Annotated in this window: 20 protein-coding genes; 17 read left to right on the top strand and 3 right to left on the bottom strand. The window is 38.8% G+C overall.

The features are described from left to right. The first annotated feature begins 20 nt into the window (after positions 1-20). The 5 genes from NY10_RS04275 to NY10_RS04255 all read left to right on the top strand — a co-directional run bounded on the left by NY10_RS04275 (position 21) and on the right by NY10_RS04255 (position 5282). A complete protein-coding gene (locus NY10_RS04275; protein ID WP_058918801.1) occupies positions 21-959 on the top strand; it encodes a phosphate/phosphite/phosphonate ABC transporter substrate-binding protein in 939 nt (312 codons plus the stop codon). 196 nt (positions 960-1155) lie between these two features. Then, positions 1156-1959 (top strand): phosphonate ABC transporter ATP-binding protein, encoded by an 804-nt coding sequence (gene phnC, locus NY10_RS04270; RefSeq protein ID WP_058918800.1) that lies wholly within the window; start codon positions 1156-1158, stop codon positions 1957-1959. Next, the gene (gene phnE, locus NY10_RS04265) at positions 1956-2744 is read left to right on the top strand and encodes a phosphonate ABC transporter, permease protein PhnE (protein ID WP_058918799.1); all 789 of its coding nucleotides are present in this window, start codon (positions 1956-1958) and stop codon (positions 2742-2744) included. Before phnC ends, phnE (NY10_RS04265) begins: the two co-directional genes overlap by 4 nt. Next, positions 2741-3532: a phosphonate ABC transporter, permease protein PhnE gene (phnE, locus tag NY10_RS04260; RefSeq protein WP_197408992.1), complete on the top strand. Its 792-nt coding sequence runs from the start codon at positions 2741-2743 to the stop codon at positions 3530-3532. The genes phnE (NY10_RS04265) and phnE (NY10_RS04260) overlap by 4 nt, the downstream gene beginning before the upstream one ends. Before the next feature lie 184 nt (positions 3533-3716). Beyond that, the gene (locus tag NY10_RS04255; protein ID WP_058920234.1) at positions 3717-5282 is read left to right on the top strand and encodes a bifunctional metallophosphatase/5'-nucleotidase; all 1566 of its coding nucleotides are present in this window, start codon (positions 3717-3719) and stop codon (positions 5280-5282) included. A 92-nt stretch (positions 5283-5374) separates the two neighbouring features. On the opposite strand, the gene NY10_RS04250 is transcribed toward NY10_RS04255, so the two are convergent. Then, positions 5375-7024, bottom strand: coding sequence for a hypothetical protein (locus NY10_RS04250; protein WP_156413268.1), 1650 nt, complete (start codon positions 7022-7024; stop codon positions 5375-5377). Beyond that, on the bottom strand, positions 7014-7802 hold the full coding sequence (locus NY10_RS04245; protein ID WP_058918796.1) for an ABC transporter ATP-binding protein: 789 nt from the start codon (positions 7800-7802) through the stop codon (positions 7014-7016). The genes NY10_RS04250 and NY10_RS04245 overlap by 11 nt, the downstream gene beginning before the upstream one ends. A 604-nt stretch (positions 7803-8406) precedes the next feature. Here NY10_RS04245 and NY10_RS04240 point away from each other — a divergent pair. After that, a complete protein-coding gene (locus NY10_RS04240) occupies positions 8407-9927 on the top strand; it encodes a carbon starvation CstA family protein (protein ID WP_058918795.1) in 1521 nt (506 codons plus the stop codon). Between the two features lie 63 nt (positions 9928-9990). Here the strand turns inward: NY10_RS04240 and NY10_RS04235 are convergent, their stop codons facing one another. Then, positions 9991-11169, bottom strand: a complete 1179-nt coding sequence (locus tag NY10_RS04235; protein WP_058918794.1) for a M20 family metallopeptidase — start codon at positions 11167-11169, stop codon at positions 9991-9993. 331 nt (positions 11170-11500) lie between these two features. Between NY10_RS04235 and NY10_RS04230 the strand changes: the two genes are divergently transcribed. The 11 genes from NY10_RS04230 (at position 11501) to NY10_RS04185 (ending at position 23238) form a co-directional block, all read left to right on the top strand. Next, positions 11501-12442 carry a DMT family transporter gene (locus NY10_RS04230; RefSeq protein ID WP_058918793.1) on the top strand — a complete coding sequence of 314 codons (942 nt, stop codon included), beginning with the start codon at positions 11501-11503 and terminating at the stop codon, positions 12440-12442. A gap of 43 nt (positions 12443-12485) precedes the next feature. Further along, positions 12486-13175: a response regulator transcription factor gene (locus NY10_RS04225; protein ID WP_058918792.1), complete on the top strand. Its 690-nt coding sequence runs from the start codon at positions 12486-12488 to the stop codon at positions 13173-13175. A gap of 40 nt (positions 13176-13215) precedes the next feature. Beyond that, a complete protein-coding gene (locus NY10_RS04220) occupies positions 13216-14187 on the top strand; it encodes a sensor histidine kinase (RefSeq protein WP_231726765.1) in 972 nt (323 codons plus the stop codon). 124 nt (positions 14188-14311) lie between these two features. Then, positions 14312-15082, top strand: coding sequence for an ABC transporter ATP-binding protein (locus tag NY10_RS04215; protein ID WP_058918790.1), 771 nt, complete (start codon positions 14312-14314; stop codon positions 15080-15082). Beyond that, positions 15072-17072 carry an FtsX-like permease family protein gene (locus NY10_RS04210; RefSeq protein WP_082664179.1) on the top strand — a complete coding sequence of 667 codons (2001 nt, stop codon included), beginning with the start codon at positions 15072-15074 and terminating at the stop codon, positions 17070-17072. Before NY10_RS04215 ends, NY10_RS04210 begins: the two co-directional genes overlap by 11 nt. Before the next feature lie 325 nt (positions 17073-17397). Then, entirely contained in the window at positions 17398-17538 is a 141-nt protein-coding gene (locus NY10_RS12580; protein WP_156413267.1) for a hypothetical protein, read from the top strand. A gap of 121 nt (positions 17539-17659) precedes the next feature. Next, positions 17660-19408 (top strand): sensor histidine kinase, encoded by a 1749-nt coding sequence (locus NY10_RS04205; protein WP_058918789.1) that lies wholly within the window; start codon positions 17660-17662, stop codon positions 19406-19408. Positions 19409-19412: 4 nt separating this feature from the next. Continuing rightward, positions 19413-20138: a LytTR family transcriptional regulator DNA-binding domain-containing protein gene (locus NY10_RS04200; RefSeq protein ID WP_058918788.1), complete on the top strand. Its 726-nt coding sequence runs from the start codon at positions 19413-19415 to the stop codon at positions 20136-20138. 382 nt (positions 20139-20520) lie between these two features. After that, positions 20521-21321 (top strand): TrmB family transcriptional regulator, encoded by an 801-nt coding sequence (locus tag NY10_RS04195; protein ID WP_058918787.1) that lies wholly within the window; start codon positions 20521-20523, stop codon positions 21319-21321. Positions 21322-21341: 20 nt separating this feature from the next. After that, entirely contained in the window at positions 21342-22229 is an 888-nt protein-coding gene (locus NY10_RS04190; protein WP_058918786.1) for a sulfite exporter TauE/SafE family protein, read from the top strand. A gap of 16 nt (positions 22230-22245) precedes the next feature. Further along, positions 22246-23238, top strand: a complete 993-nt coding sequence (locus tag NY10_RS04185) for an ornithine cyclodeaminase family protein (protein ID WP_058918785.1) — start codon at positions 22246-22248, stop codon at positions 23236-23238. Positions 23239-23328: the final 90 nt, after the last annotated feature.

The raw sequence follows: 23328 nt of genomic DNA, 5'->3' as shown, positions 1-23328 counted from the left end.
TAGGGAGGAAAATCAGTAAAATGAAAAACATGAAAAAGTTTGTTTTATTCGGTTTAAGTTTGGCAGTGACGGCTACGTTAGCAGCATGTGGCGGAGGTTCGGACAGCAGTGAGGGTACCCAGACAGATGAAGGGTATGTGCCTAAAACATTGAAAGTTCAGTTTGTTCCTTCTCAAGCAGCAGAAACGCTTGAAGCTAAAGCAAAACCGTTAGAAGATTTACTGGAAGCGGAATTAGACATTCCGGTTGAAGTAAGTGTTTCTACTGATTACAATACCATTATTGAAGCGATGTCTTCAGAACAAATCGATATTGGATTCTTACCTCCAAATGCTTATGTATTAGCCAATGAACAAAGCGATGCAAAAGTATTGTTACAAGCACAACGCTATGGTGTTGAACAACCAGGCGGAAAACCAACGGACGAGTTAGTTGATTCTTACAGCTCAATGATCGTGGTAAAAACAGGCAGCGATATTAAAAATTTAGAAGACTTAAAAGGCAAAACCATTGCAACACAAGACGTAACGTCTTCAGCAGGTTATGTTTGGCCAGCAGCTGAAATGAAAAAAGCCGGCGTGGATATTGAAAACAGCGACATTACAACTGTACAAGTAAAAGGACATGACCAAGCCATTCTATCCGTATTGAACGGCGATGTCGATGCAGCGTTTGTCTTTGAAGATGCCCGCAACAACGTAGTGAAAGACGTTCCGGATATTTTTGAAAAAGTTGAACCGATGTACATTACTGAACCGATTCCAAATGACACGATCACAGCTCGTGCAGATATGAGTCCGGAATGGAATAAAAAAATCCAAGATGCTTTTATTGCTATCGGAGCATCTGAAGAAGGCAGACAAATTATTTCTGATATCTATTCTCATGAAGGATATGTCGTATCAGATGACAGCAATTTTGATATTGTAAGAGAATACGCTAAAGAAGTTGGACAATAGAAGCACCATATTTTTACAATGAGATGTTCTCTGCCTTTAGTAAATGGATTGAAAAAGGTTATCTTTGGTTAAATCCGAGGATAACCTTTTTTCATTCTGTTACTGCCCAATAGTTCTAGTAAAAAAAGCGGGGATACTTTACACTATAGAAGACAAATTATTTGTATGATATTAAAGAAATTGGAGGAGAAGAAAAATGGGACCCATTGTCGATAAAAAAGCATCGATTATTTCTTTTCAAAATGTAAGCAAAATCTATCCGAACGGAGTCCAAGGACTAAAGGACTTAAACATTGATATCAAACAAGGAGAATTCGTGATAGTCGTCGGCTTGTCTGGTGCGGGAAAAAGTACGATGCTGCGGGCCATCAACCGTCTGCACGAAATTACTTCCGGAGATATTCAAATCGATGGAAAATCGATCACAAAGGCAAAAGGCAAAGAATTGCGCTTGATTCGCCGAGATATCGGCATGATTTTTCAAAGCTTCAACTTGGTCAAACGGTCAACGGTGTTGCGAAACGTTTTATCCGGTCGTGTAGCTTATCATTCGACGCTTAAAACGATGTTTGGGTTATTTCCAAAAGAAGACAAACAGCTTGCTTATGAAGCTTTGCAGCGCGTCAATTTGGCAGAAAAAGTCTATACACGTGCTGATGAATTGTCTGGCGGACAGCAACAACGGGTCTCGATTGCTCGCGCGTTGACGCAAGAACCCAAAATTATTTTAGCTGATGAACCGGTAGCCTCATTAGACCCGGTCACAACAGAAAAAGTGATGGACGATTTATTGCGGATCAATCACGAATTGGGCATAACGATCGTCGTGAACTTGCACTCAGTTGATTTAGCCCGTCAATACGGCACAAGAATTATTGGGTTACGTGATGGAGAAGTTGTCTTTGATGGTCCAGTAGCAAAAGCCACAGATGAAACGTTACGCGGCATCTATGGTGAAAAAATTCTGGAAGAGCCTAAACCTGAGGGGGTTACTGTATGAAGTCCCATTCTTCAGCCTTGCCCAAAGGAAAAAGCAAAGTAAAAAATCTGATTTGGGCTATTTTATTTGTACTTATTTTTCTTTACAGTGCGGATCTTTCTGGAGTGCAAATGGGGCGTTTATTTGGCAATATGAAGCAAATGACCGTTATTTTGAAACAAATGGCTTCACCAGATTGGAGTTACATAAGCATTGTCATTCAGCCTTTATTAGAAACTATTCAAATGGCGATTATTGGAACAACTTTTGGAGCGTTGGTTGCTTTACCGTTTTCTTTAGTAGCTGCTCGAAATATCGTTAAAAATCCAGTGATCAATGGTGTTCTACGGTTCGTTTTGAATATCGTACGGACAGTTCCCGACTTAATGTTGGCTGCCGTATTCGTAGCGATCGTAGGAATCGGACCGGTTGCCGGTGTTATTACCTTATCCGTCTTTTCTTTCGGAATGATCTCAAAATTATTTTATGAAGCGATCGAAACGATCGATGAAGGACCGGTCGAAGCGTTAACGGCTTCCGGTGCAAATAAAATGCAGATCATTCGGTACGCTATTTTTCCGCAAGTCAGCAGTCACTTTTTCAGTTATTTCTTGTACTGTTTTGAGATCAATGTCCGGGCATCCACCGTTTTAGGGTATATTGGAGCCGGCGGGATCGGTATTTTCTTGCAACGGTCACTGAGCCAATTCAGATACGATAGAACAGCTGTCATTGTTATTGTGATTTTCTTGGTGGTGCTGGTCATTGATGCCATCAGTAACAAACTAAGGGAGAGATTACTATAATGCTACCAACTCAACCAAAGAAAAACAGGTACAAAACGATTCTGATCGTCCTTATTTTGGTCGCAATCTATGTTTGGGCTTTTGCAGGGATTCCATTTGGCGGCATTAAAGATACTGCCGGCAGTGTATCCAAAGCTATTTTTAGCGGCTTGATCCATCCTGACTGGAGTTACGTGTATATGGGCGACGGCGAAGATTTGGTCAGTTTATTGATTGAAACGATTGCGATCGCGTTTTTAGGAACCTTTATATCAGCTGTTTTAAGTTTGCCATTTGCTTTCTGGGCAGCGCGCAATAAGAAAAACAAACGGTTTGTTTCAACGACAGGTAAATTTGTTCTAACCGCTATTCGGACTTTTCCGGAAATCGTTCTGGCTATTATGTTTATCAAAACCGTTGGACCGGGGTCGTTTGCGGGTGTCTTGGCCGTTAGTATCCATTCCATCGGGATGTTAGCTAAATTATATAGTGAAGCCATTGAAAATATGGATCAAGGACCATCGGAATCGATCATCAGTGCGGGCGGAAACAAAATCGATGTGTTGTTTTTTGCAACATTGCCGCAATTGGTTCCTGAATTTATTTCTTATACGCTTTACCGTTTCGAATTAGCGGTTCGTTCAGCATCTATTTTAGGGATCGTAGGAGCCGGCGGAATCGGAACTCCAATGATCTTTGCGATCGATGCCCGTTCATGGGACCGTGTCGGTATCATTCTGATTGGAATCATTGTCATGGTTACACTGATCGATTTCCTCTCTGGAGCTTTAAGAAAAAAATTAGTCTAATTGCGATGATGTTTTAGCTGGACTGCTAGACATCTGAAGTTAATTTAAGCAACTATTTAAAAACCGGGACGAACTACTGACAAAATGCAGTGTGTTTGTCTCAAACAAAAGGCCAGACAAGAAGCACGCTTTCTTGTTTGGCCTTCTTTAAAATAAAGAGGATGTTATGAAAGGAACTACTAAAATGAAACTAACGATTTTAGCGACTAGTGATATGCACGGTTATATTAAACCAAGTAACTTCGGTGCTAAAGAACAAGATATGCCTTTTGGTTCAGCAAAAGCTGCAACCATTATCAAAGAAAAAAAAGCTGCAGCAGCAGGGCCAGTGCTGACGATTGAAAACGGTGATTTTATCCAAGGCTCACCGTTAAGTTATTATATTGCCAGACGCAAAACGCCGAATGATCCTTCTGATTTAGTAAATGTTTTGAATTTGATCGATTACGATGCTGCTGTATTAGGCAATCATGAATTCAACTATGGAAAAGACTATCTGCAGCAAGCTATTGCCGCTGCTAAACACCCGATTTTGGCAGCTAACATCGTCAATGAACAAGGGGAGCCGGCTTTTGGCAAAGCATATGAAATTTTTGAAAAAGGTGGAGTTAAAATCGCCGTTTTAGGCATGACAACTCAGTATATTCCAAACTGGGAACACCCCACCCATATCCATGGGTTAACCTTTAAGAGTATTGTAGACACCGCAAAAGAGTACGTTCCTAAATTAAGAGAATTAGCGGATGTGGTCGTGGTGAGTTACCACGGCGGATTTGAAAAAGAGCTGAAGACTGGAGAGCCGACCGAAGCTTTGACTGGTGAAAATGAAGGTTATGAGCTAGTGACGCAAGTGGCAGGAATCGATGCGTTGATCACAGGACACCAACACCGTGTGATTGCGACTAAATTAAACGGTGTTCCAATCATTCAACCTGGCTTCCGCGGAGAATACGTCGGAGAGATCACCTTAACTCTTGAACAAAATACTCAAGGGACTTATGTGGTAACCGACAGCGAAGCGCAATTACTAGAAACCGGCAACGCAATCCCGGATGCAGCCGTATTATCTTCTTTAGCAGAATTGTCTGAAGAAGTAGAAGAGTGGCTGGATCAACCGTTAGGCAAAGTAGAAGGCGATATGACCATTCAAGATGCCGACAAAGCTCGTTTGACGGAACACCCTTATGTGGAATTTATCCAGAAAGTTCAAATGGATGCGACTGGAACCGATATTTCCGGAACGGCGTTATTCAATAATGAAGGAAAAGGATTTGGCTCGATCATTACGATGCGCGATGTCGTGACCAATTATATTTATCCGAACACACTAGCAGTCTTGCGCATCTCAGGAGAGGATCTAAAAGCAGCCTTGGAGCAATCAGCTGCCTTTTTCCAAGCAGAAACAGATGGAACGATTGGGATCAATCCGCAGTTTATCGAACCTAAACCACAGTATTACAATTATGATATGTATGAAGGCATTGAATACACGATCAATGTGAAACGACCGATTGGAGAACGGATCACAACCTTATTGTACAAGGGACAACCAATTCACGCAGCAGATTGGTTTGACGTAACAGCCAATCAATACCGGGCTGTCGGCGGTGGAAACTATGGCATGTATAGCGCAGATAAAATTATAAAAGAAGTTCAAAAAGACATGACCGAATTGATTGCAGATTACTTGGTAGAACATCCGGTTATTTTTGCTGAAACCAATGATAATTTTAAAGTAGTAATGGAATAAAAAATAAAACGATAAGGAGACCTAAGACTTATATCTTAGCTCCTTATCGTTTTTTCATATAGAGAAATCTCTTAGATCATGTTGCATTACGTTTATTTGAACAAACTGCTTTTATACGTTTTAAATAAATAGTAAAGTGCAATAACAGCCAAAATAAGTGTCATTAGCCAGCTGCCAAGCGGAATAAAGGAGCGGGTAAAGAAGTTGATCAATCCTAATAGACCAGCAAAAAGAAACAAAAGGATGATCATCACGAACTCATTGGTACTGTCTGCAGCAGTAAATTTTTGTGAAAAAGGATAAGTTTTCATCGTCGTTTTTAGGTATGCGAAAAAAATAACTGTTGTGGCTAAGAAGCCATTGAGGATAACAGAAAGGTCATCCCAACCGAATAAGAACAATAATAAACCTCCCAATACTGCGTAAAAAGGTACGATCAGCCTCATCCAGACAGCTTTTCCAGCAGCTCTTACAAACAAGCCGTCATCGCTTTTCGGACTCATTCGGAAAATCCAAGCTCCTTTATAAGAAGATGAATAATTCAACGAAGAAGCTAATTGCGGAATCATGAAGAGCGTGATGTAAACAGAGTACGGAAAACTATTTTCCCGAATATCACTGAGTGTCATACCGCTGCTGAAACTGTTAAAGATAAAAATAAACGGGATGATAAAAGAAGCGGCTAATGACGGATAGACTCTGGTTTTAAATTCGCGTTCGTTTTGAATGATTTTCCATGTAAATTGATAATAAGGTCGTTCTGTTTTAGTGAGACAAAGTACATTCTTGGTTCGATTCATCCACCAGTTGTGTTCTTTAATGGATTCATTTTGATAGGTCAGTTTTTGAATGTTTTGTTCCAATTGGGCACTATTCTTTTTGTAATAGAAAAAGAATAGGATAGTTGCGACTACAAATAACAAAGTGTACAAGACGTAATACGTATTGGCGCCTTCTTGGAGCAAACCCAGCGGAGCGGCGAACCACAATGGAAATAATGGAATATGCCAAAATTTTGGCTGGTACACAATGGAGACATCTACGATATCAAATATCCGCCCAATCAATTGATAGCCCAAAATAGTAAAGATAGATAAGCCGATTTGACTGTAAGCGATGATGTTTCTTAATTTTTCTCCATTGAACCGTTTCAGGATGGCAGCATAGATAACTAGTGTAAACAGCAGCGTCCAAAAACTAAAGATAATGGTCAACAAGGTGACGAGCAAACCAGCGATCAGTCCATGAACAAAATAAGATGCGATGGTCACTGGACCGCCCAACGCTACAGTTAAAGAGAACAAGTAGACAAAAATATGAGTAGCTTTAGCTGCACTGAGCGTTTGGCCAGTCACCGGCTTTGTGCCAATCAGAATCTGATTTTTCGTATCCAATAGTATAGAAGAAAAACTAGCAATCATCGTAGACAGCAGCATAACAAACAGGTAACTAAAATAGAATGTATACTGTAAAATCAAACTGTCGCCGAAAAATAAGATAACGATCATAAAAGCACTAATAATAAAGTATAAAATCAAAGAAGAGAAAAAAGAATTTTTATCTTCTTTATTTTTTCCGTTCTGCACGATGGGGTTAGGCTCACGGCCGTCCATCATGATTTTTGTTTTCACAATCAACCGCAGCTGATCATAATCCACTCCATTTTTTTCATAAAGAGAAGAGAAGGCATCCAATATTTTTAAATAAAGCGGCTCTTTTGAAGGAAGCGGCTTAAGCATCACTATCTTCCCCCTTCATGGCTTGTACAAAGTCTTGAGCAAGTTGTTGCTGTTCATCGAATCCAGTCAATTCGTTAAATAAGTCTTCTAAAGTTCCTTCCGCTTCATGCCGGATTTCATTAAAAGGACCGTCCGCAACGATTTGTCCATTATTAAGAATTAAAATACGATCACTAAGTTTTTCAACTGTATCCATAATATGTGAAGAATAAAAAATCGTTTTTCCTTCCATTTTTAATTGAGCTAATAGTTCTTTGATGACCAGCACACTATTGGCATCTAGCCCATTTAGTGGTTCATCCCAAAAAAGAATGTCAGGGTTATGTAATAAACTGGATATGATCAGTACTTTTTGGCGCATTCCTTTGGAAAACGTTGAGAGTCTGTTGCGAAAAGCAGATTCGATTTTCATAGCGGCCATCATGGCAAAACTTTTTTGCTGGATATCCGATTCATTTAAACCATACAGCTGCCCGACAAACAAAAAATATTCTTCTGCTGTCAGAGTCTCATATAAATCAGCATTTTCCGGTACATATCCAATGCGGTTTTTATAAACCGTTTCGTTTTGAATTAGTGGTTTTCCGAAAATAGTGATTTCTCCGCTATCAGGTTTCAGCAACCCCAAAATCATTTTGACAGTAGTGCTTTTTCCAGCACCATTAGTGCCGATGTATCCAATGATTTCACCGGGATAAACCGCAAAATCAACGCCTTTTAATACTTCGTTTGAACCAAACGATTTCTTAAGGTTCTTTATTTCTAAAATAGGTAACATCATTAGCCTCCTTTGTTTTAAATTGATTTTAACATAGATAGAAAGAAAAAATACCATTATCAAAAATAGGTTGCTATTGTTAAAATAAAACTAGCTGTGATTCTTCGGCCCAATGAAATTTTAAATCACAAAATTTTTTAGCGTTCGAAGATGAGTACCATTTTTTTAGTCTAGTTTAAACATTCTTTCATTTTTTTGAGTACCTCAAACAGTTCAAATCTTTACTCACAAGGTACGCAAATCCTGTTTAAGTACCTTAAAGAGTTTGAATTTCTAGCAATAAGGTATGCAAACCTCTTTTGAGTACCGCAACGAGTTTATTTCTCTATCCTTAAGGCACATAACCTCCTTTTGAATGCCACAAAGAGTTTAAATCGGCATTTTTCATTAACATTGTATGAGATAATTTTTTTTGAAATAGATATGTAATTAGATAAAGATAACCCCATAGCATTTCAGAACGGCAGGCGTGCATCTTAGCCTGCTTTTTTGTCATTTCGTATGGAAACGCCTCCATGATGTTTATTTACGAGTACACTATACTTATCAAAAGAAATCATTCTTTAAGTTGGTTTAGTGTATTTATCATAAACAAGGAGGTAAAAAAATGATTACTTTATTAGGCGGGATTGCGTTACTGATTGTAGGGTATATTTTTTATGGTCGTTATATCGAAAAGAATTTTACCATTGATCCTGAGCGAATAACTCCTGCAGAAGCTTTAAAAGACGGGTATGATTTTGTACCGATGTCTAAATCAAAAAATGCTATTATTCAGTTATTAAACATTGCAGGGACAGGTCCAATTTTTGGACCGATAATGGGAGCGCTTTATGGTCCCGTAGCTTATCTTTGGATCGTGATCGGTTGTATTTTTGGAGGAGCCGTTCATGACTATATGCTGGGGATGATTTCATTAAGAAACGATGGAGCACATCTACCAGAATTGGCCAGCAAATATTTAGGAAAACCGGTCAAACATGTCGTCAACCTATTTTCTATCTTGCTTTTGATGTTAGTGGGAACCGTTTTTGTTACGTCACCAGCCAACCTGATCAAAAGCATCACACCTGACTGGTTAACGTTAGGGGTCATCACCATATTGATTTTTGTCTATTACATTATTTCAACAATTTTGCCGATCGATAAAGCTTTAGGAAAAGTGTATCCATGGTTTGGAGCAATCTTGATCATCAGTACAATCGCGATTGGAGGGAGTTTGATTTTTGGCGGCCACAATATACCGAATCTGAACTTGGCGACGATGAAGAACTTTAATCCAAAAGGTACACCGATTTTTCCAGCTTTGTTCTTTACCATTTCTTGTGGAGCGTTATCTGGTTTCCATGCGACACAAGCACCGATGGTTTCAAGAACGTCTACAAATGAAAAAGAAGGGCGCTTTACTTTCTACGGCATGATGATTGCTGAAGGTGTGATCGCGATGATTTGGACAGCAGCTTCAATGTCGTTATTTGACGGAAAAACGCTTAGCCAAATGATCGATGCAGGGACACCATCAGCTGTAGTGAACCAAGTTTCGGTTCTATTGCTGGGCAATGTACTAGGAACGATTGCTATCATTGGCGTTATCGTCTTGCCAATCTCTTCTGGGCTCTCTGCTTTTAGAAGTTTACGGACGATACTAGCAGATTACTTAAACATTAAACAAGATACATTGAAGAAAATCTTGATGGTCACCATACCGCTTTACGCTATTTCGTTTCTTTTGACTAAAGCGGACTTTAATATTTTGTGGAGATATTTCAACTGGGCTAATCAAGTTACGGCTGTCATTGCACTATTGGTTTCGACGCGTTACCTTTACTTAAAAGGAAAGAATTATATTGTAACGCTTGTTCCCGGTATCTTTATGTTATTTGCCTGTGTGGTTTATATTTTTAGCGAACCCATAGGATTCCGAATGGGACTAACGCCCTTAACATATATCGTCAGCGTCCTTGCAACACTCGCTATTCTGGCAGTCTATTGGAAAACAGGGAAGAAGCAAAAAGAAAACTTGGATCCAACAGATGAATTGCTGAACGATCACTTGCCGATCGGTACGTTTGCTTCTAATGGTGAACGGACGAATCAACCCCTACCAGTTGCTGAACCAAAGAGCTGATAGTAAAAAAAGACAAAAAAGAAGCTTATACCGAATTTTTATCGGTATAAGCTTCTTTTGATTTTAGTTGTCGGCTGTCCCTAAAAACTCTAAGGCAAATTCAACATGCCATGCGGCACCTAGTTTTAAAATATCTTCGTCCAGTTCATAGTGGTCATCATGAGGGGCATGAGTGGTGCCTTTTTTCTCATTGTAGATTCCGATAATGCCATAAACACCAGGAGCTTCTTGCAGATAGTAAGAAAAGTCTTCGGAATTCATTGCTCTTGGAAATTCGGAAATTTTATCTGAACCGAATATTTTCATGCCGGCACTAGTCGCTATTTTTGCTAGAGCTGCATCATTTTTAGTTGGAGGAGTACTTGGCTCAATGGTTACATCGACAGTGATTTCATACATGTCCGCAAAAGCTTGAGCGTGACGTTTGATGGCTTCATGCCCAATATCGCGGCTATCTTCATCAAAGTAGCGCATAGAAATATCCATCGTCGATTCTTTCGGAACGATATTGGCTTTTGTTCCACTTGCAAAACGTCCAATATTTAAAACAACCGGATCGCGGGAATCAATATTTTTAGCAATGATTTGCTGCAAATCAAGTGCAAATTGAGCAGCCGGAGTGAAAGAGTCTTTCCCTAGTTGAGGAGTTCCGCCGTGGCCGGATTTTCCAGTAAACGTTACGTAAAGCGTATCGCAACCAGAAAACAAATCGCCGGCTCCAGAATAAAAAGATCCTGTCGGAATAGTATTGTAATTGTGCATGCCGAATACCGCATCCACGCCATCCATTCCTCCATCAGCGACAATTTTTTTCGCTCCTTCAAATGTTTCTTCCGCTTCTTGAAAGAAAATACGGACTTCTCCGTCGAAGCTTTCTTTTGATTCATTTAATATTTTTGCAGCGCCCATGGCCATCGTTGTATGAGCGTCATGTCCACAAGCGTGCATAACGCCAGGATTTTTAGATTGAAAATCTAAGCCTAGGTCCTCGTTGATCGGCAAAGCATCGATATCTGCACGTAAAGCGACGGTTTTTCCAGGACTTTTGCCTTTGATTGTTGCAATCGTCGATGTTTTTCCGACTTTTTTATACGGAATACCAAATTCTTCCAACTTAGCGATAATTTTTTCTTGCGTTTTAAATTCGTTCTCGCTTAATTCTGGTTCTGAATGCAATAATCTGCGAAACTCAATCAGTTGCTGTTCTATTTTTGTGGTTTGTTCTAGTGGTGTCTCGGTCATATTATGTGCCCTCTTTCTGTGTATTACTCCTATTTATTTAATTGTAGTCTTTTTCAGGTATTTCTTCAAAAAAAAGGCATTGGTAGAGAAAGAGGATAGGATTTCCAGCTTAGTAAAATTTGAAAAGATATTTTGTCTGTTTGATAGTATACTAGAGCAACGAGGTGTGTTGTTTCTCGAGCGAATACCTTGTTGCAATCAGAAAACAGCCATCTTTTAAAAGATGGAACAGAGTTCTTTATAAAAGTTGTGCAGGCAATAGCACTATTCAATCAACTAAGTGCAAACCCATTGATGCATTTTTAAGAACACTATTAATGGAGGGATAAAAATGGATACAAAATTAAAAGGAATTTTATTAGCTGCTTTTGGCGGGAGTATGTGGGGATTGTCAGGCGTCGTTGCGCAAGTGCTCTTTAATCGTTACTCTGCATCAACTGAGTGGCTGGTAAGCACACGATTATTGTCAGCGGGGATTTTGATTTTGCTTTATAGTAGTATGGTTAAAAAGGACAACATCTTTGCCATTATTCGCAACAGTAAAGACTTAATACAGTTAGCGTTATTTTCCATTTTTGGTATGGTAGGCGTTCAATATTTGTTCTTTAAAACTATTGAAGTAAGCAGTGCCTCAGTAGCTACTATCTTACAATTTACAGCTCCTCTTTTTGTTTATTTTTATATGCTGCTGAGAGGCGAGAAACACTTGAAAGTACAGGAATTATTCTTAGTTTTTACGACTTTTTTTGGTGTACTGCTCATTGTAACAAGTGGGAATTTTACACAAATGTCTGTGTCACCGCTTGGATTTCTTTTAGGTATCGGATCAGCAATAGCAGTAGTATTCTATACCTTGCAGCCTCGCAATCTGCTAACAAAATACGGTCCGCCGATGATTGTTGGGTGGGGAATGTTGATTGGCGGGATCCTCTTCCAATTTATTCATCCATTCTGGCAGCCAGGATTTAAAATGACAGGACAAAGTTACTTGTTATTAGCTGTGATTGTTCTATTTGGTACGGCTTTTTCTTTTATTTCATATTTAGCAAGTCTGAATTACATTGAAGCCTCGTTAGCCAGCATCATGACTGCTTTAGAGCCGCTGCTAGCAGCTGTCTTTTCGGTCTTTGTGTTCAAACAAATATTTGGTCTATACGAAATCATGGGGATCATCATCGTTCTCGTTTCAGTATTGATTCTATCCAATTTAGGGAATCACAAGAATTTGAAACAAGTAGCCGTTAAGGAAATAGAAAGAGATAGCATAAGGTAAGCATAAGCAGCATAGAATGGAGAAAACAGTTAGGAGGGATACGATGTTTAAAATCATGATCGTCGAGGATGACTTGACGATTGCTCATGTGCTGCGCGATGAACTGCAACGGTGGCAATATGAAGCAGTAGTAGTGACCGATTTTAATACGATCATTGAAGAGTTCATAGCAGAAGCACCTCAATTGGTGTTGATGGACATTCAGCTGCCGTATTTCAATGGGTATTATTGGTGTCAGGAAATACGCAAGTTTTCACAAGTTCCGATTATTTTCATTTCTTCGCGCAACGAGAATATGGATATTGTGATGGCCATCCAAATGGGAGCAGATGACTTTATCAGCAAGCCTTTTGATTTGACGGTCGCTGTTGCAAAAGTGCAGGCGCTTTTGCGAAGAACTTACGATTTTAATGATGCGGAAAATTTTTTAACGCATCATCAGGCGATTCTAAAATTAGGGGAATCAAAGCTCCAATACCAAGAACAAGAAATAGAACTGACCCGTAATGAACTGAAGATCATGGAATTGTTATTTTTATCTAAAGGCGAGTATGTATCAAGAGAAGACATCATGGTCAAGTTATGGGAAGATGAATCTTTCATCGACGACAATACATTGGCTGTTAATATCGCTCGGTTACGCAAAAAGCTGACCGCCATCGGATTAAAAGAGTTCATTTTGACCAAAAAAGGGTGGGGCTACGGCTTGAATAAAGGAGAGGATTCTCATTAAATCGATAAATAAGCAGCTCATCACCTCTTTTTTAAAAGCCATGCGCCCCCAATTTATTCTGTATAGCGGCATGCTGTTCTTTTTTAGTGCCGTTTACTGGTTAGGCCAGCTGCCATTAGATTTATTATTTTATACGATTGAACTGACAGCCTTTTTATTTCTTCTTTATTTGTTGGCGCAATTCTACCGCTATGCAAAAAGATACGAAGGATTGCACAATATCCAAAAAGACAATATCGATTTGGAGAATCATTTGCCTAATAACATGGATCCGGCAGATGAATTGTATCAAGAAAAAATCCTTTCATTGGTGGCGCAGTTACGCGAAACAGAGCAGCGGTTCAGCGAAAAAAACAGCGAACAGCTGGAGTATTTCACCCTTTGGCTGCATCAGATCAAGACACCGATCGCAGCGATCAGCCTATTGATGCAAAGCCAGCCCAAACAACCGCTGACGAAACAAGTGAAGCAAGAATTGCTGCGGTTGGAAGATTACACGCATATGGCCTTGAATTATTTGAAAATTGAAGAGAGTGGAACAGATATGGATTTCATCGAAATTGATTTGGATGACATTATTAAGAAAACAATCAAAAAATACTCGATTATCTTCATTTATAACCATATCTCATTAGAATACGAAGATACTCGAGCTTCTGTTTTGACTGATGGCAAATGGCTTCAAATTTTACTGGAACAGATTTTATCAAACAGCCTGAAGTATACGACCGGAGGCACTATCAAAATTTACTTAGATCCTGAGAAGCCAGAAACATTGGTCATTGAAGATAATGGCATGGGCATTCGCGCCGAAGATTTGCCGAGGATTTTTGAAAAAGGCTATTCTGGACTGAATGGACGACTCCATGAAAAATCAACAGGCCTAGGTCTTTTTCTAAGCCAGAAAATTGTTCAGCGTTTAGGACATCAGCTGACAATCGAATCCGTGATGGGAGAAGGAACAAAAGTATTTATCAACTTGGCTAGAAAAGAATTAGAGCTATTTGATTAAATGTGATAAAAAATGAGCAGCCTTACAAAACTGTAAGGTTGTTTTTCTGTTTTGTAAGACTAGGTAAATGCAAGGTATCCTTATTTATCATAAGATGTAAGAGTAGAAGAGGAGGAGGTAGCATATGCCTTTATTAGAAGTTAAGAATGTAAAAAAAGTTTATACCGCTCGTTTTTCGAGTCAACAAACAGAAGCACTGACAAACGTTAATTTTTCAGTTGAAAATGGGGAGTTCGTTTCTATCATGGGGGAATCAGGATCGGGGAAAACAACGTTACTGAATATCCTCTCAACATTGGATACCGCCAGCAGCGGAGAAGTTTATTTAGACGGCAAGCCGTTGTCTAAAATCAAAGACCGTGAAATCTCTGCTTTTCGCCGGAATACATTGGGATTTGTGTTTCAAGATTTTAATTTATTGGATAACTTTACAATTCGCGACAATATCTTATTGCCGCTGGTTTTATCCAATACACCGGTCGCTGAAATGGAAAGCCGCATCCAACCAATCGTTAAGAATTTAGGAATAGAAGCTTATTTGGATAATTATCCGTATGAAGTTTCAGGCGGACAAAAACAACGGGTAGCTGTTTCCAGAGCCTTGATCACCAACCCTAAAATCATTTTGGCAGATGAACCGACTGGAGCATTGGATTCACGAGCTTCACAAAATTTGTTGGAAACATTTGAACGGATCAACGAATCAGGACAAACGATCATGATGGTCACGCATAGTGCGCGGGCAGCCAGCTACTCGAACCGAGTCTTGTTTATCCGAGATGGAGCTGTTTACCATGAAATTTACCGAGGCGATCAAACTGCGGAAGAATTTATGGATCATATTGCCCAATCCATGAGAGTCTTATCTAGCCGAGGTGAGCAGTATGAACACTAAATTTTTCGCCAAATTAGCCGTGCGGAATATTCGATCTAACATGCAAACGTATTTGCCATACGTGCTTTCTTCTACGATGACAGTGGCTATGTTCTTTTTGATGGTCTCACTATTGACTAATGAATTTGTCCAAGGCCGTTCAAGTACATTGCCTATGTTGTTTGGCTTTGGGGCTGTTGTGGTCGGAATGTTTTCGTTTATCTTTATTCTATATACCAACAGCTTTCTGATCAAACGCCGAAAAAAAGAAATCGGCCTTTACGGTATATTGGGCTTAGGGAAGAAACACGTGGCGAAAGTTCTGATGCTGGAAATGGTATTGACAAGTTTCTTTAGTATCACAGCTGGGTTGATCACCGGGCAAGTATTCGGGAAATTGTTTTTCATGTTCTTGAATTACATGTTGAATTTACCTGAACCGATGGAATATACGGGTTCTTTAGACAAAGTCTTGCTGACGGCCGCTTTATTTATCGGCATTTTCTTGATCGGGCTGCTTTACAATATCAGCCAAGTAACATTTTCTAATCCGATCAAATTATTAAAAGGCCGTAAAGAAGGGGAAAAAGAACCAAAAGGATCGATTGTTTTGTTCATCCTTTCAGTCGGTTTGCTGGCAGGCGGTTATTGGATCTCCTTGTCGATCGATAATCCGATCGATGCACTTCAGTATTTCTTTATAGCGGTTTTACTAGTGATCGTCGGTACCTATCTGTTCTTTATTTCCGGATCGATTTTTATTCTTAAAGCTTTAAAGAAAAACAAGAAATTCTATTACCGTCCTGGTCCGTTTATTTCCATCTCAGGAATGCTGTACCGCATGAAACAAAATGCGGTGGGTTTAGCCAATATTTGTATTCTGGCTACCATGGTTATTGTGGCTTTATCGACAACTGTTGCGATGTTTGTCGGTACAGAAGAGACTTTGGATAACCGTTTCCCATTTGAGAATGCGGTAACGATCTATGGCGGAGAACAAGAAGAATCGGCAGGAAATAGTCAGCTGCCTGAGATGGAACAGATCAAAACAACCATTGATGAGCAGACTGCAGCCGCTGATTTAAAAATTGATCAGCTGGAAAGCTACAGATACCAAACACTCCTTGGAATGCTTGAAAAGAATAAATTTGTGATACCAGAGAGTACCTCACTCACTGACTTTACTTCTATAGTATCTGTCATTATCCTTCCATTGGAAGATTACAATCAATGGACGGATGAAACGATGGAACTAGGAGAGAATGAAGCGTTGTATTATCATTCAAAAGATACTTTGAAGGGACAAACACTTTCGTTAGGAGAACAAACGTATCAGCTGCAGAAAATGGCAGTTGTTCCAGGAGATATCGAAAGTCAAGGTGAGTTGTTAGAGATTTTGGTACTGGTCTTGCCAAGTATTTCAGAAATTGAAAAGGTGACTCAAAATTATATGCAGCAAAACCCCGATACTTTTATAGCGGGTCTTTCTGGAACGATCAATTGGGACACGACAGGCAGTCCGGCAGAGAAAGCGGCTTATGCTGCTGATTTAAAAGCAGTATTTAACGACACACCTTCAATGAGTTATGAATCCAAAGAAATGAATCGGGATGAATGGTATGGTATGAACGGCGGATTCCTATTCCTTGGGGTCTTCTTGGGGCTGTTGTTTACCATTGGGACTGTTTTGATCACGTATTTCAAACAGGTTTCCGAAGGGTATGACGACCGTGAAAAATTCCAAATCATGCAAAAAGTTGGGTTAGATCAAAAGATGATCAAAGATTCCACTCGTCTGCAAATTGTTTGGATGTTTTTCTTGCCAATCATCATTGCGGTTATCCATATCGCTTTTGCTTACCCAATCATTCAAAAAATGCTGGTTGTCTTTGGAATCACCAATCAAAAGCTTTTGATCTTGTCGATCATTGGTGTGATAGCAGCATTTAGTTTGATCTATTGGTTGATTTACCGTATCACTTCAAAAATTTACTACAATATTGTTAAATAAAAAGCTCAATGTTGCTTACTAGGCAGTCATTTAGCGATATAACCTACTCTGAACCCCGTAAGCCGAATGTATCTTTTAAATTTGGCTTACGGGGTTTTTAGGTTTAAGAATTTGCAGGTGAGTTCTTTCTTTTTGTTCGTTTGTTTGTATTAAAAGTTATTTTGTTTTTTTGAGTACCTTAAGGAGATTAAACCTTTGTCCTTAGGGCACGCAAATTCCTTTTGAGTGCCTTAAAGAGATTAAATTTCTGTTCTTAAGTCACGCAAACACCTTTTACGTACCTTAAAGAGTTTAAATTTATGTTGATAAGGTATGCAAAAACCTTTTGAGCACTCTTGATGCTGCTCAAGTACCTTTATACCAAGGAGCATCGAATTATTTGATCAATCCTGAATTAAAAGGCATCGAATATCACCTGTATGGCGATTACTTCAACTTTAGAACGGCATATTTGGCAGAAGAATAAAATGAAATGAAATAAGTTCTTTTACGTTAAACGGTAAAAGAGCTTATTTTTGTGTTTAAAACCATTAGTTTTTGGCATGTTTTGATGTAAACTAGAGGTATCAGTAATGGAGGTTACAGACATGTTGAATTTGTTTATCTTAATGCTTGAACGAGTGGGTTTGATCATTCTGGTGGCGTACATTTTAATGAACGTCCAACATTTTAAAACGATTTTAACCAAGCGACAATTGTTCTCAACGAAAGTTCAATTGATTATTGTATTCAGTATTTTTGCTATTATTTCGAATTTTACCGGTGTTGCGATCAGTCGTGATCAAGTTGTGTCAGATCAATTGCTCATTACGCTATCTGCAGATGCATCTTTGGCAAATACGCGTGCTTTGACAATTGGAGTATCTGGCTTTATCGGAGGGCCGGTCGTTGGACTCAGTGTCGGAGTTATCTCTGGAATCGTTCGTTATTTTCAAGGAGGCGAAGCGGCGTTTATTTATGTGATCTCATCCATTTTGATCGGCTTGTTTTCTGGAATTTATGGGGCCAGATCCATGCGCAAAAACAGCTACCCGAAAGTAAAAGAGGGCATGATCGTTGGTGCAGTGATGGAAAGCATTCAAATGCTGTGTATCTTGATTTTTGGCGGGCATTTCTTGGCGTCGCTAACATTAGTCGGATTTATTGCCTTTCCGATGATTTTGATCAATAGTTTGGGAACCGCTATCTTTTTGTCGATCATTGATTCGACTTTGCGGCATGAAGAACAAACAAAAGCAGTGCAGACTCATGATGTTTTGCAGCTGGCCAATGAAACACTGCCTTATTTTCGAGCAGGAATGCATGAACGATCGTGTACAGAAGCAGCAAAAATTATCATGCGGTTCATTAAAGTATCTGCTGTCAGCATAACCAATCAAGAAAGAATTTTGGCGCATGTCGGTGCAGCCAGCGATCACCATATACCTTCTAATGGAATTTTGACCAATTTATCAAAAGAAGTATTGAAGAGCGGAAAAATCAAAGAAGCTCATTCGCACGATGAAATCGGCTGCGACTTCCCAGGCTGCCCACTTGAAGCAGCAATCGTTATTCCATTGAGATCGAAAGGTGCGACGGTCGGCATCTTGAAGATGTATTTTACAGATGCGACGAAATTAACTTTTGTCGAACGCCAATTAGCAGAAGGCTTGGGCAATATCTTCTCCAGCCAAATTGAATTAGGCGAAATGGAGTTGCAAGGAAAACTATTGCAAGACGCTGAAATCAAGTCCCTGCAAGCTCAAGTGAATCCGCATTTCTTTTTCAATGCGATCAATACTGTTTCAGCTTTGATTCGAGTCGATAGTGAAAAAGCCCGCAGTCTATTGATTCAGTTAAGCCACTTTTTTCGGTCTAATTTACAAGGAGCGAGAACCAACTTGATTCCATTGTCAAAAGAACTAGAGCAAGTAAAAGCTTATTTATCTTTAGAACAAGCCCGATTTCCAGACCGCTATCAGGTAAACATAGAAGTGGAAGACGGGTTGTCAGAAGTTTTAGTGCCGCCTTTTTTGGTTCAAATATTGGTAGAAAATGCGTTTAAACATGCTTTTGGAAGCCGCAAAATCGACAACCAAATTTGGGTCGATGTTACTAAGCACGAACAAGGCATACAAGTCAGCGTGAAAGATAATGGATTAGGAATAGAAACTGAACGGTTAATAAAACTAGGCAAAGAAGTTGTTTTGTCTGAAAAAGGAACAGGATCAGCGCTTGAAAATTTAAATAAGCGATTGATCAGTTTATTTGGAGAGAGCGGAAAGCTGCAGTTTGAAACATCAACTCAAGGAACCGCGGTTTCGTGCACTGTACCGTATCGTGAAAGGGAGGAATGAAAAGATGCATACATTGATCGTTGATGATGAGCCTTTGGCTAGAAATGAATTGAATTACTTATTAGAACAGTGTGAAGAGGTAACTTCGGTAACTGAAGCAGACTCGATCGAAGAAGCGTTAGAACAAATGCTGAAAAAAACAGTGGATTTGATTTTTCTTGATATTCATTTAACCAATGAGAGCGGGCTAACGCTAGCTGAAAAAATCAAACAAGTGAAAAACCCGCCATTGATCGTCTTTGCCACAGCCTACGATGACTATGCGATCAAAGCTTTTGAATTGAATGCGAAAGACTATGTGCTAAAGCCTTTCGAACAAAAACGGATTCAGCAAGCCGTTACCAAAGCTTATAAAACACATCAAAATGAGAAACAACAAGTCCATGAGCTTCCAGAAGAACCACTAAAAGCTATTCCTGTTCAATTAGATGACCGGATCTTCTTGGTAAAGATTGAAGAGATAATAGCAGTGGGTGTTGAAAATGGGGAAACAACGATTTATACAAAAAAACGCGAATACCCGATCAATGAACCATTAAGTGCGATTGAGAAAAAAATCTGTCATCATGCTTTTTTACGCGTACACCGCTCATATTTAATCAACGTGAATGCAATTGATGAGATCCAACCTTGGTTTAACCATACCTATCAAGTTACACTGGAAAACCAGTTGAAGATTCCTGTCAGCCGTTCTTATATGAAAGACTTTAGAGAGCAAGTGGGGTTGTGAGAAGAGCAAACATGTTTGTCCAATTCTATTTTTGAACACGTTCAAAAACAATCCTTTCAGATATAGCAAAGGGGGAGGAGAAACTTGTCTCACTCCCTTTTTTTGCAATTTTAAACTCAGGCATTTTCGAGAACTAATGATTAACCTGAAAAGTCATCCTAAAGGGTTATTTAATCTATTTTTTGATACAACAGTTTCGTTACCGCAATGACGATAAAGCACAACATACCAAAGAAATGAAGCAGGGAAATACATTTCTAATGCTTAATAAAAAAAGATATTTTTTTCACAATACTCTTGACAATTTATTGTTATAGGTTTATATTAGTCACTGAAGGTAGCTACTACGACATGTGATTAAATTCACTTGAAGGAGGATGAAATGGAACATATAATAACCATTATGAAAGATTACCAATTTTCGGAATATGAAACACTTGTGTATATGGCGTTGTTAAAAAAAAGCAACCAAACTGGTTACGAAACTAGTAAAAATTCAAGTGTTCCTCGTTCAAAAGTGTATAATATTTTAGAAATTTTATTAAAAAAAGGTGTTATTATTTGCAGTAATACAGATCCTGTTCGCTACAAAGCAAAATCGGTTGAAGAATTAATCGATCGGTTAAATAAAAAAGTACAATCTGATTTTAATGAAATTAAAAAGAGTTTGGGCAGTATAGAAAAAGAAGAAGAAACAGACATTTTATGGAGCTTGTCAGAATACAATCAAGTGATTGAAAAATCTATTCAATTGATAAGACATTCTCAAAAAGACCTTTATCTGCAAATTTGGGAAGAAGATTTAACCGAAATGATGGTTACCTTATTAACAGAGGCGGAAAAGCGGCTTGATAAATTTATTGTTATATTATTTAGCAAGAAACGTCATTATGAATTACCTTTTAATCGATTTTACAAACATGGTTTTGAAGAAGATAAATTAAAGGATTATGGAAGCCGGTGGATTACTGTTGTGGCAGATTCAAAGGAAGTTGTTTATGGGACCTTTCCAAAAGGACAACCAGATGTCATTTGGACACGGAACCATTCCATGGTCAAGCTGTCGAAAGAATATGTTATCCATGATGCTTATAATTTAAGGATGATTAATCAGCTGGAAGATCCTGCTAAACAAGTATTTGGAAAAGATTTAATGGATGTCAGAAATATTTATGGGAAATAAAAAATTTGGAGGAAACTAAAATGACTACAGTGTTATTATCTTTAATCGTGATCGTCAACTTGTTTTTTGTAATTTCTTTTGTGAAAGATATAACAAAGCATAAAAATGAAATTAAAAAGGAACCAGCCAATACTATTGCGTTGCCTTTTGTCGCATTTTTCACCTTTTTGCTTTCCACTTTTGGTATTTCAGATTTTGCTATTGGAACAGTATTGTACCAAAAGTTAAAATGGGTACCGCTAAAAAAATTGCCAGGTACACTAAACGCCCAATGTGTGATTCCGGTTGCTGCTATGGCTCTTTCGTATATTACTTCTATTGATGTAGGAATCAAGACACTAGCTGTTTGTATCATCAGTCAAGTAATCGGTGCATATGTGGGCCCACGTTTTGTTGTGAAGTTACCCGAAAAAACGATTAAAAAATTTGTGTCGATTGGTTTGACAATAGCTGCTCTTTTGATACTGGCTGGAAAATTCAATTTGATTCCTTCTAATGGAACAGCGACTGAATTGTATGGTATAAAATTAGTAACAGCTGGAATTTTATTATTTGCATACGGGGCATTAAATAATATTGGAATAGGCTCGTATGCTTTAACTATGGCGACTGTTTATGCTTTAGGAATGAATCCTGCAGCTGCATTCCCAATAATGATGGGAGCTTGTACTTTCTCAGTTCCGATCGGAAGTATGCAATTTGTGAAATTTGGAGAGTACAGCCGTAAAATAACTTTATTCGCTTCTACATTCGGAGTACTTGGAGTATTGACAGCAGTTTACTTCGTAAAATCATTAAATACGGGTATGCTACAATGGTTAGTCATTGTTGTTTTACTATATACAGCAGTCAGCATGGTATTAGAATTAATTAAATCAAAACAAAATATTGCAAATGAAGCAATCTAAAAAGGAGAGCGAAAGAATGATTATTTTAACTAAGGAAGATATGCAAAAGGTATTTTCGATGGAAGAAGCGATTGAAGCAGACAAAGAAGCACTGCGTCTCTTTTCTGAAGGAAAAAGCACAGTTCCGCTGCGAACAAATATCGATGTACCGGAATATGAAGGACAAAGTCTTTACATGCCGGCTTATGTTTCAGGAAGTCAGTCAGCGTTAGGAGTAAAAATTGTCTCAGTTTACCCCAATAATATCGACAAAAATCTACCTAGTGTACCGGCAACTATGGTAGTTCTTAATTCAAAAACCGGCATTGTGGAGGCCGTAATGGATGGGACCTATTTAACACAACTTCGCACAGGAGCTGTACAAGGAGCGGCTACAGATGTTTTAGCTAGAAAAGATGCCAAGGTTGCTGCTTTATTTGGAACCGGAGGCCAAGCTATTACGCAGTTGGAAGCGATGTTGACAGTTCGTCAGTTAGAAGAGGTCCGAATCTTCGATATAGACAAAGGACGCTGTCAAAAATTTGTTGAGGAAATGTCAGAAGAATTCGCAGCTTTCGGTACGAAGATGATAGCTGCAACATCTGCTGAAGAGGCTGTTGCAGGAGCGGATATTATTACTTCTGCGACTACTTCTAAACGTGCAACGTTTGATGGGAAATTTGTTGAAGAGGGAACTCATATTAACGGAGTTGGAGCTTATACTCCTGAAATGCATGAAATACCTGCTGATATTATCGTAAAAGCAGATAAGGTCATTTTTGATACAACTGAAGGCGTGTTAGCAGAAGCAGGAGATATCATAACGCCATTAGAAGAAGGTCTGGTTGAAAGAAGTCATTACCAAGGAGATTTAGGAGAAGTGATGCTGGGTAAAATAGCGGGAAGAGCAACAGATGCTGAAATCACAGTTTTTAAAACGGTTGGAACAGCGGTGTTGGATGTTGTTACAGCTGAAAAAATACTTCAAAAAGCTAAAAAGTTTGGTGTTGGAACAACAATCAATATGTAAAAACAGCTAAAAACTTAATAAGAGAGAATATAAAAAAGTGCATTCACTCAAGAATGCACTTTTTTGTCCTGTTTAACGTTTGAAAAGACC

This window comes from Carnobacterium sp. CP1 (genome assembly GCF_001483965.1).
GTDB lineage: Bacteria > Bacillota > Bacilli > Lactobacillales > Carnobacteriaceae > Carnobacterium_A > Carnobacterium_A antarcticum.
The sequence above is the reverse complement of the archived record's forward strand: the minus strand, read 5'-3'. Positions and strand labels throughout refer to the sequence as shown.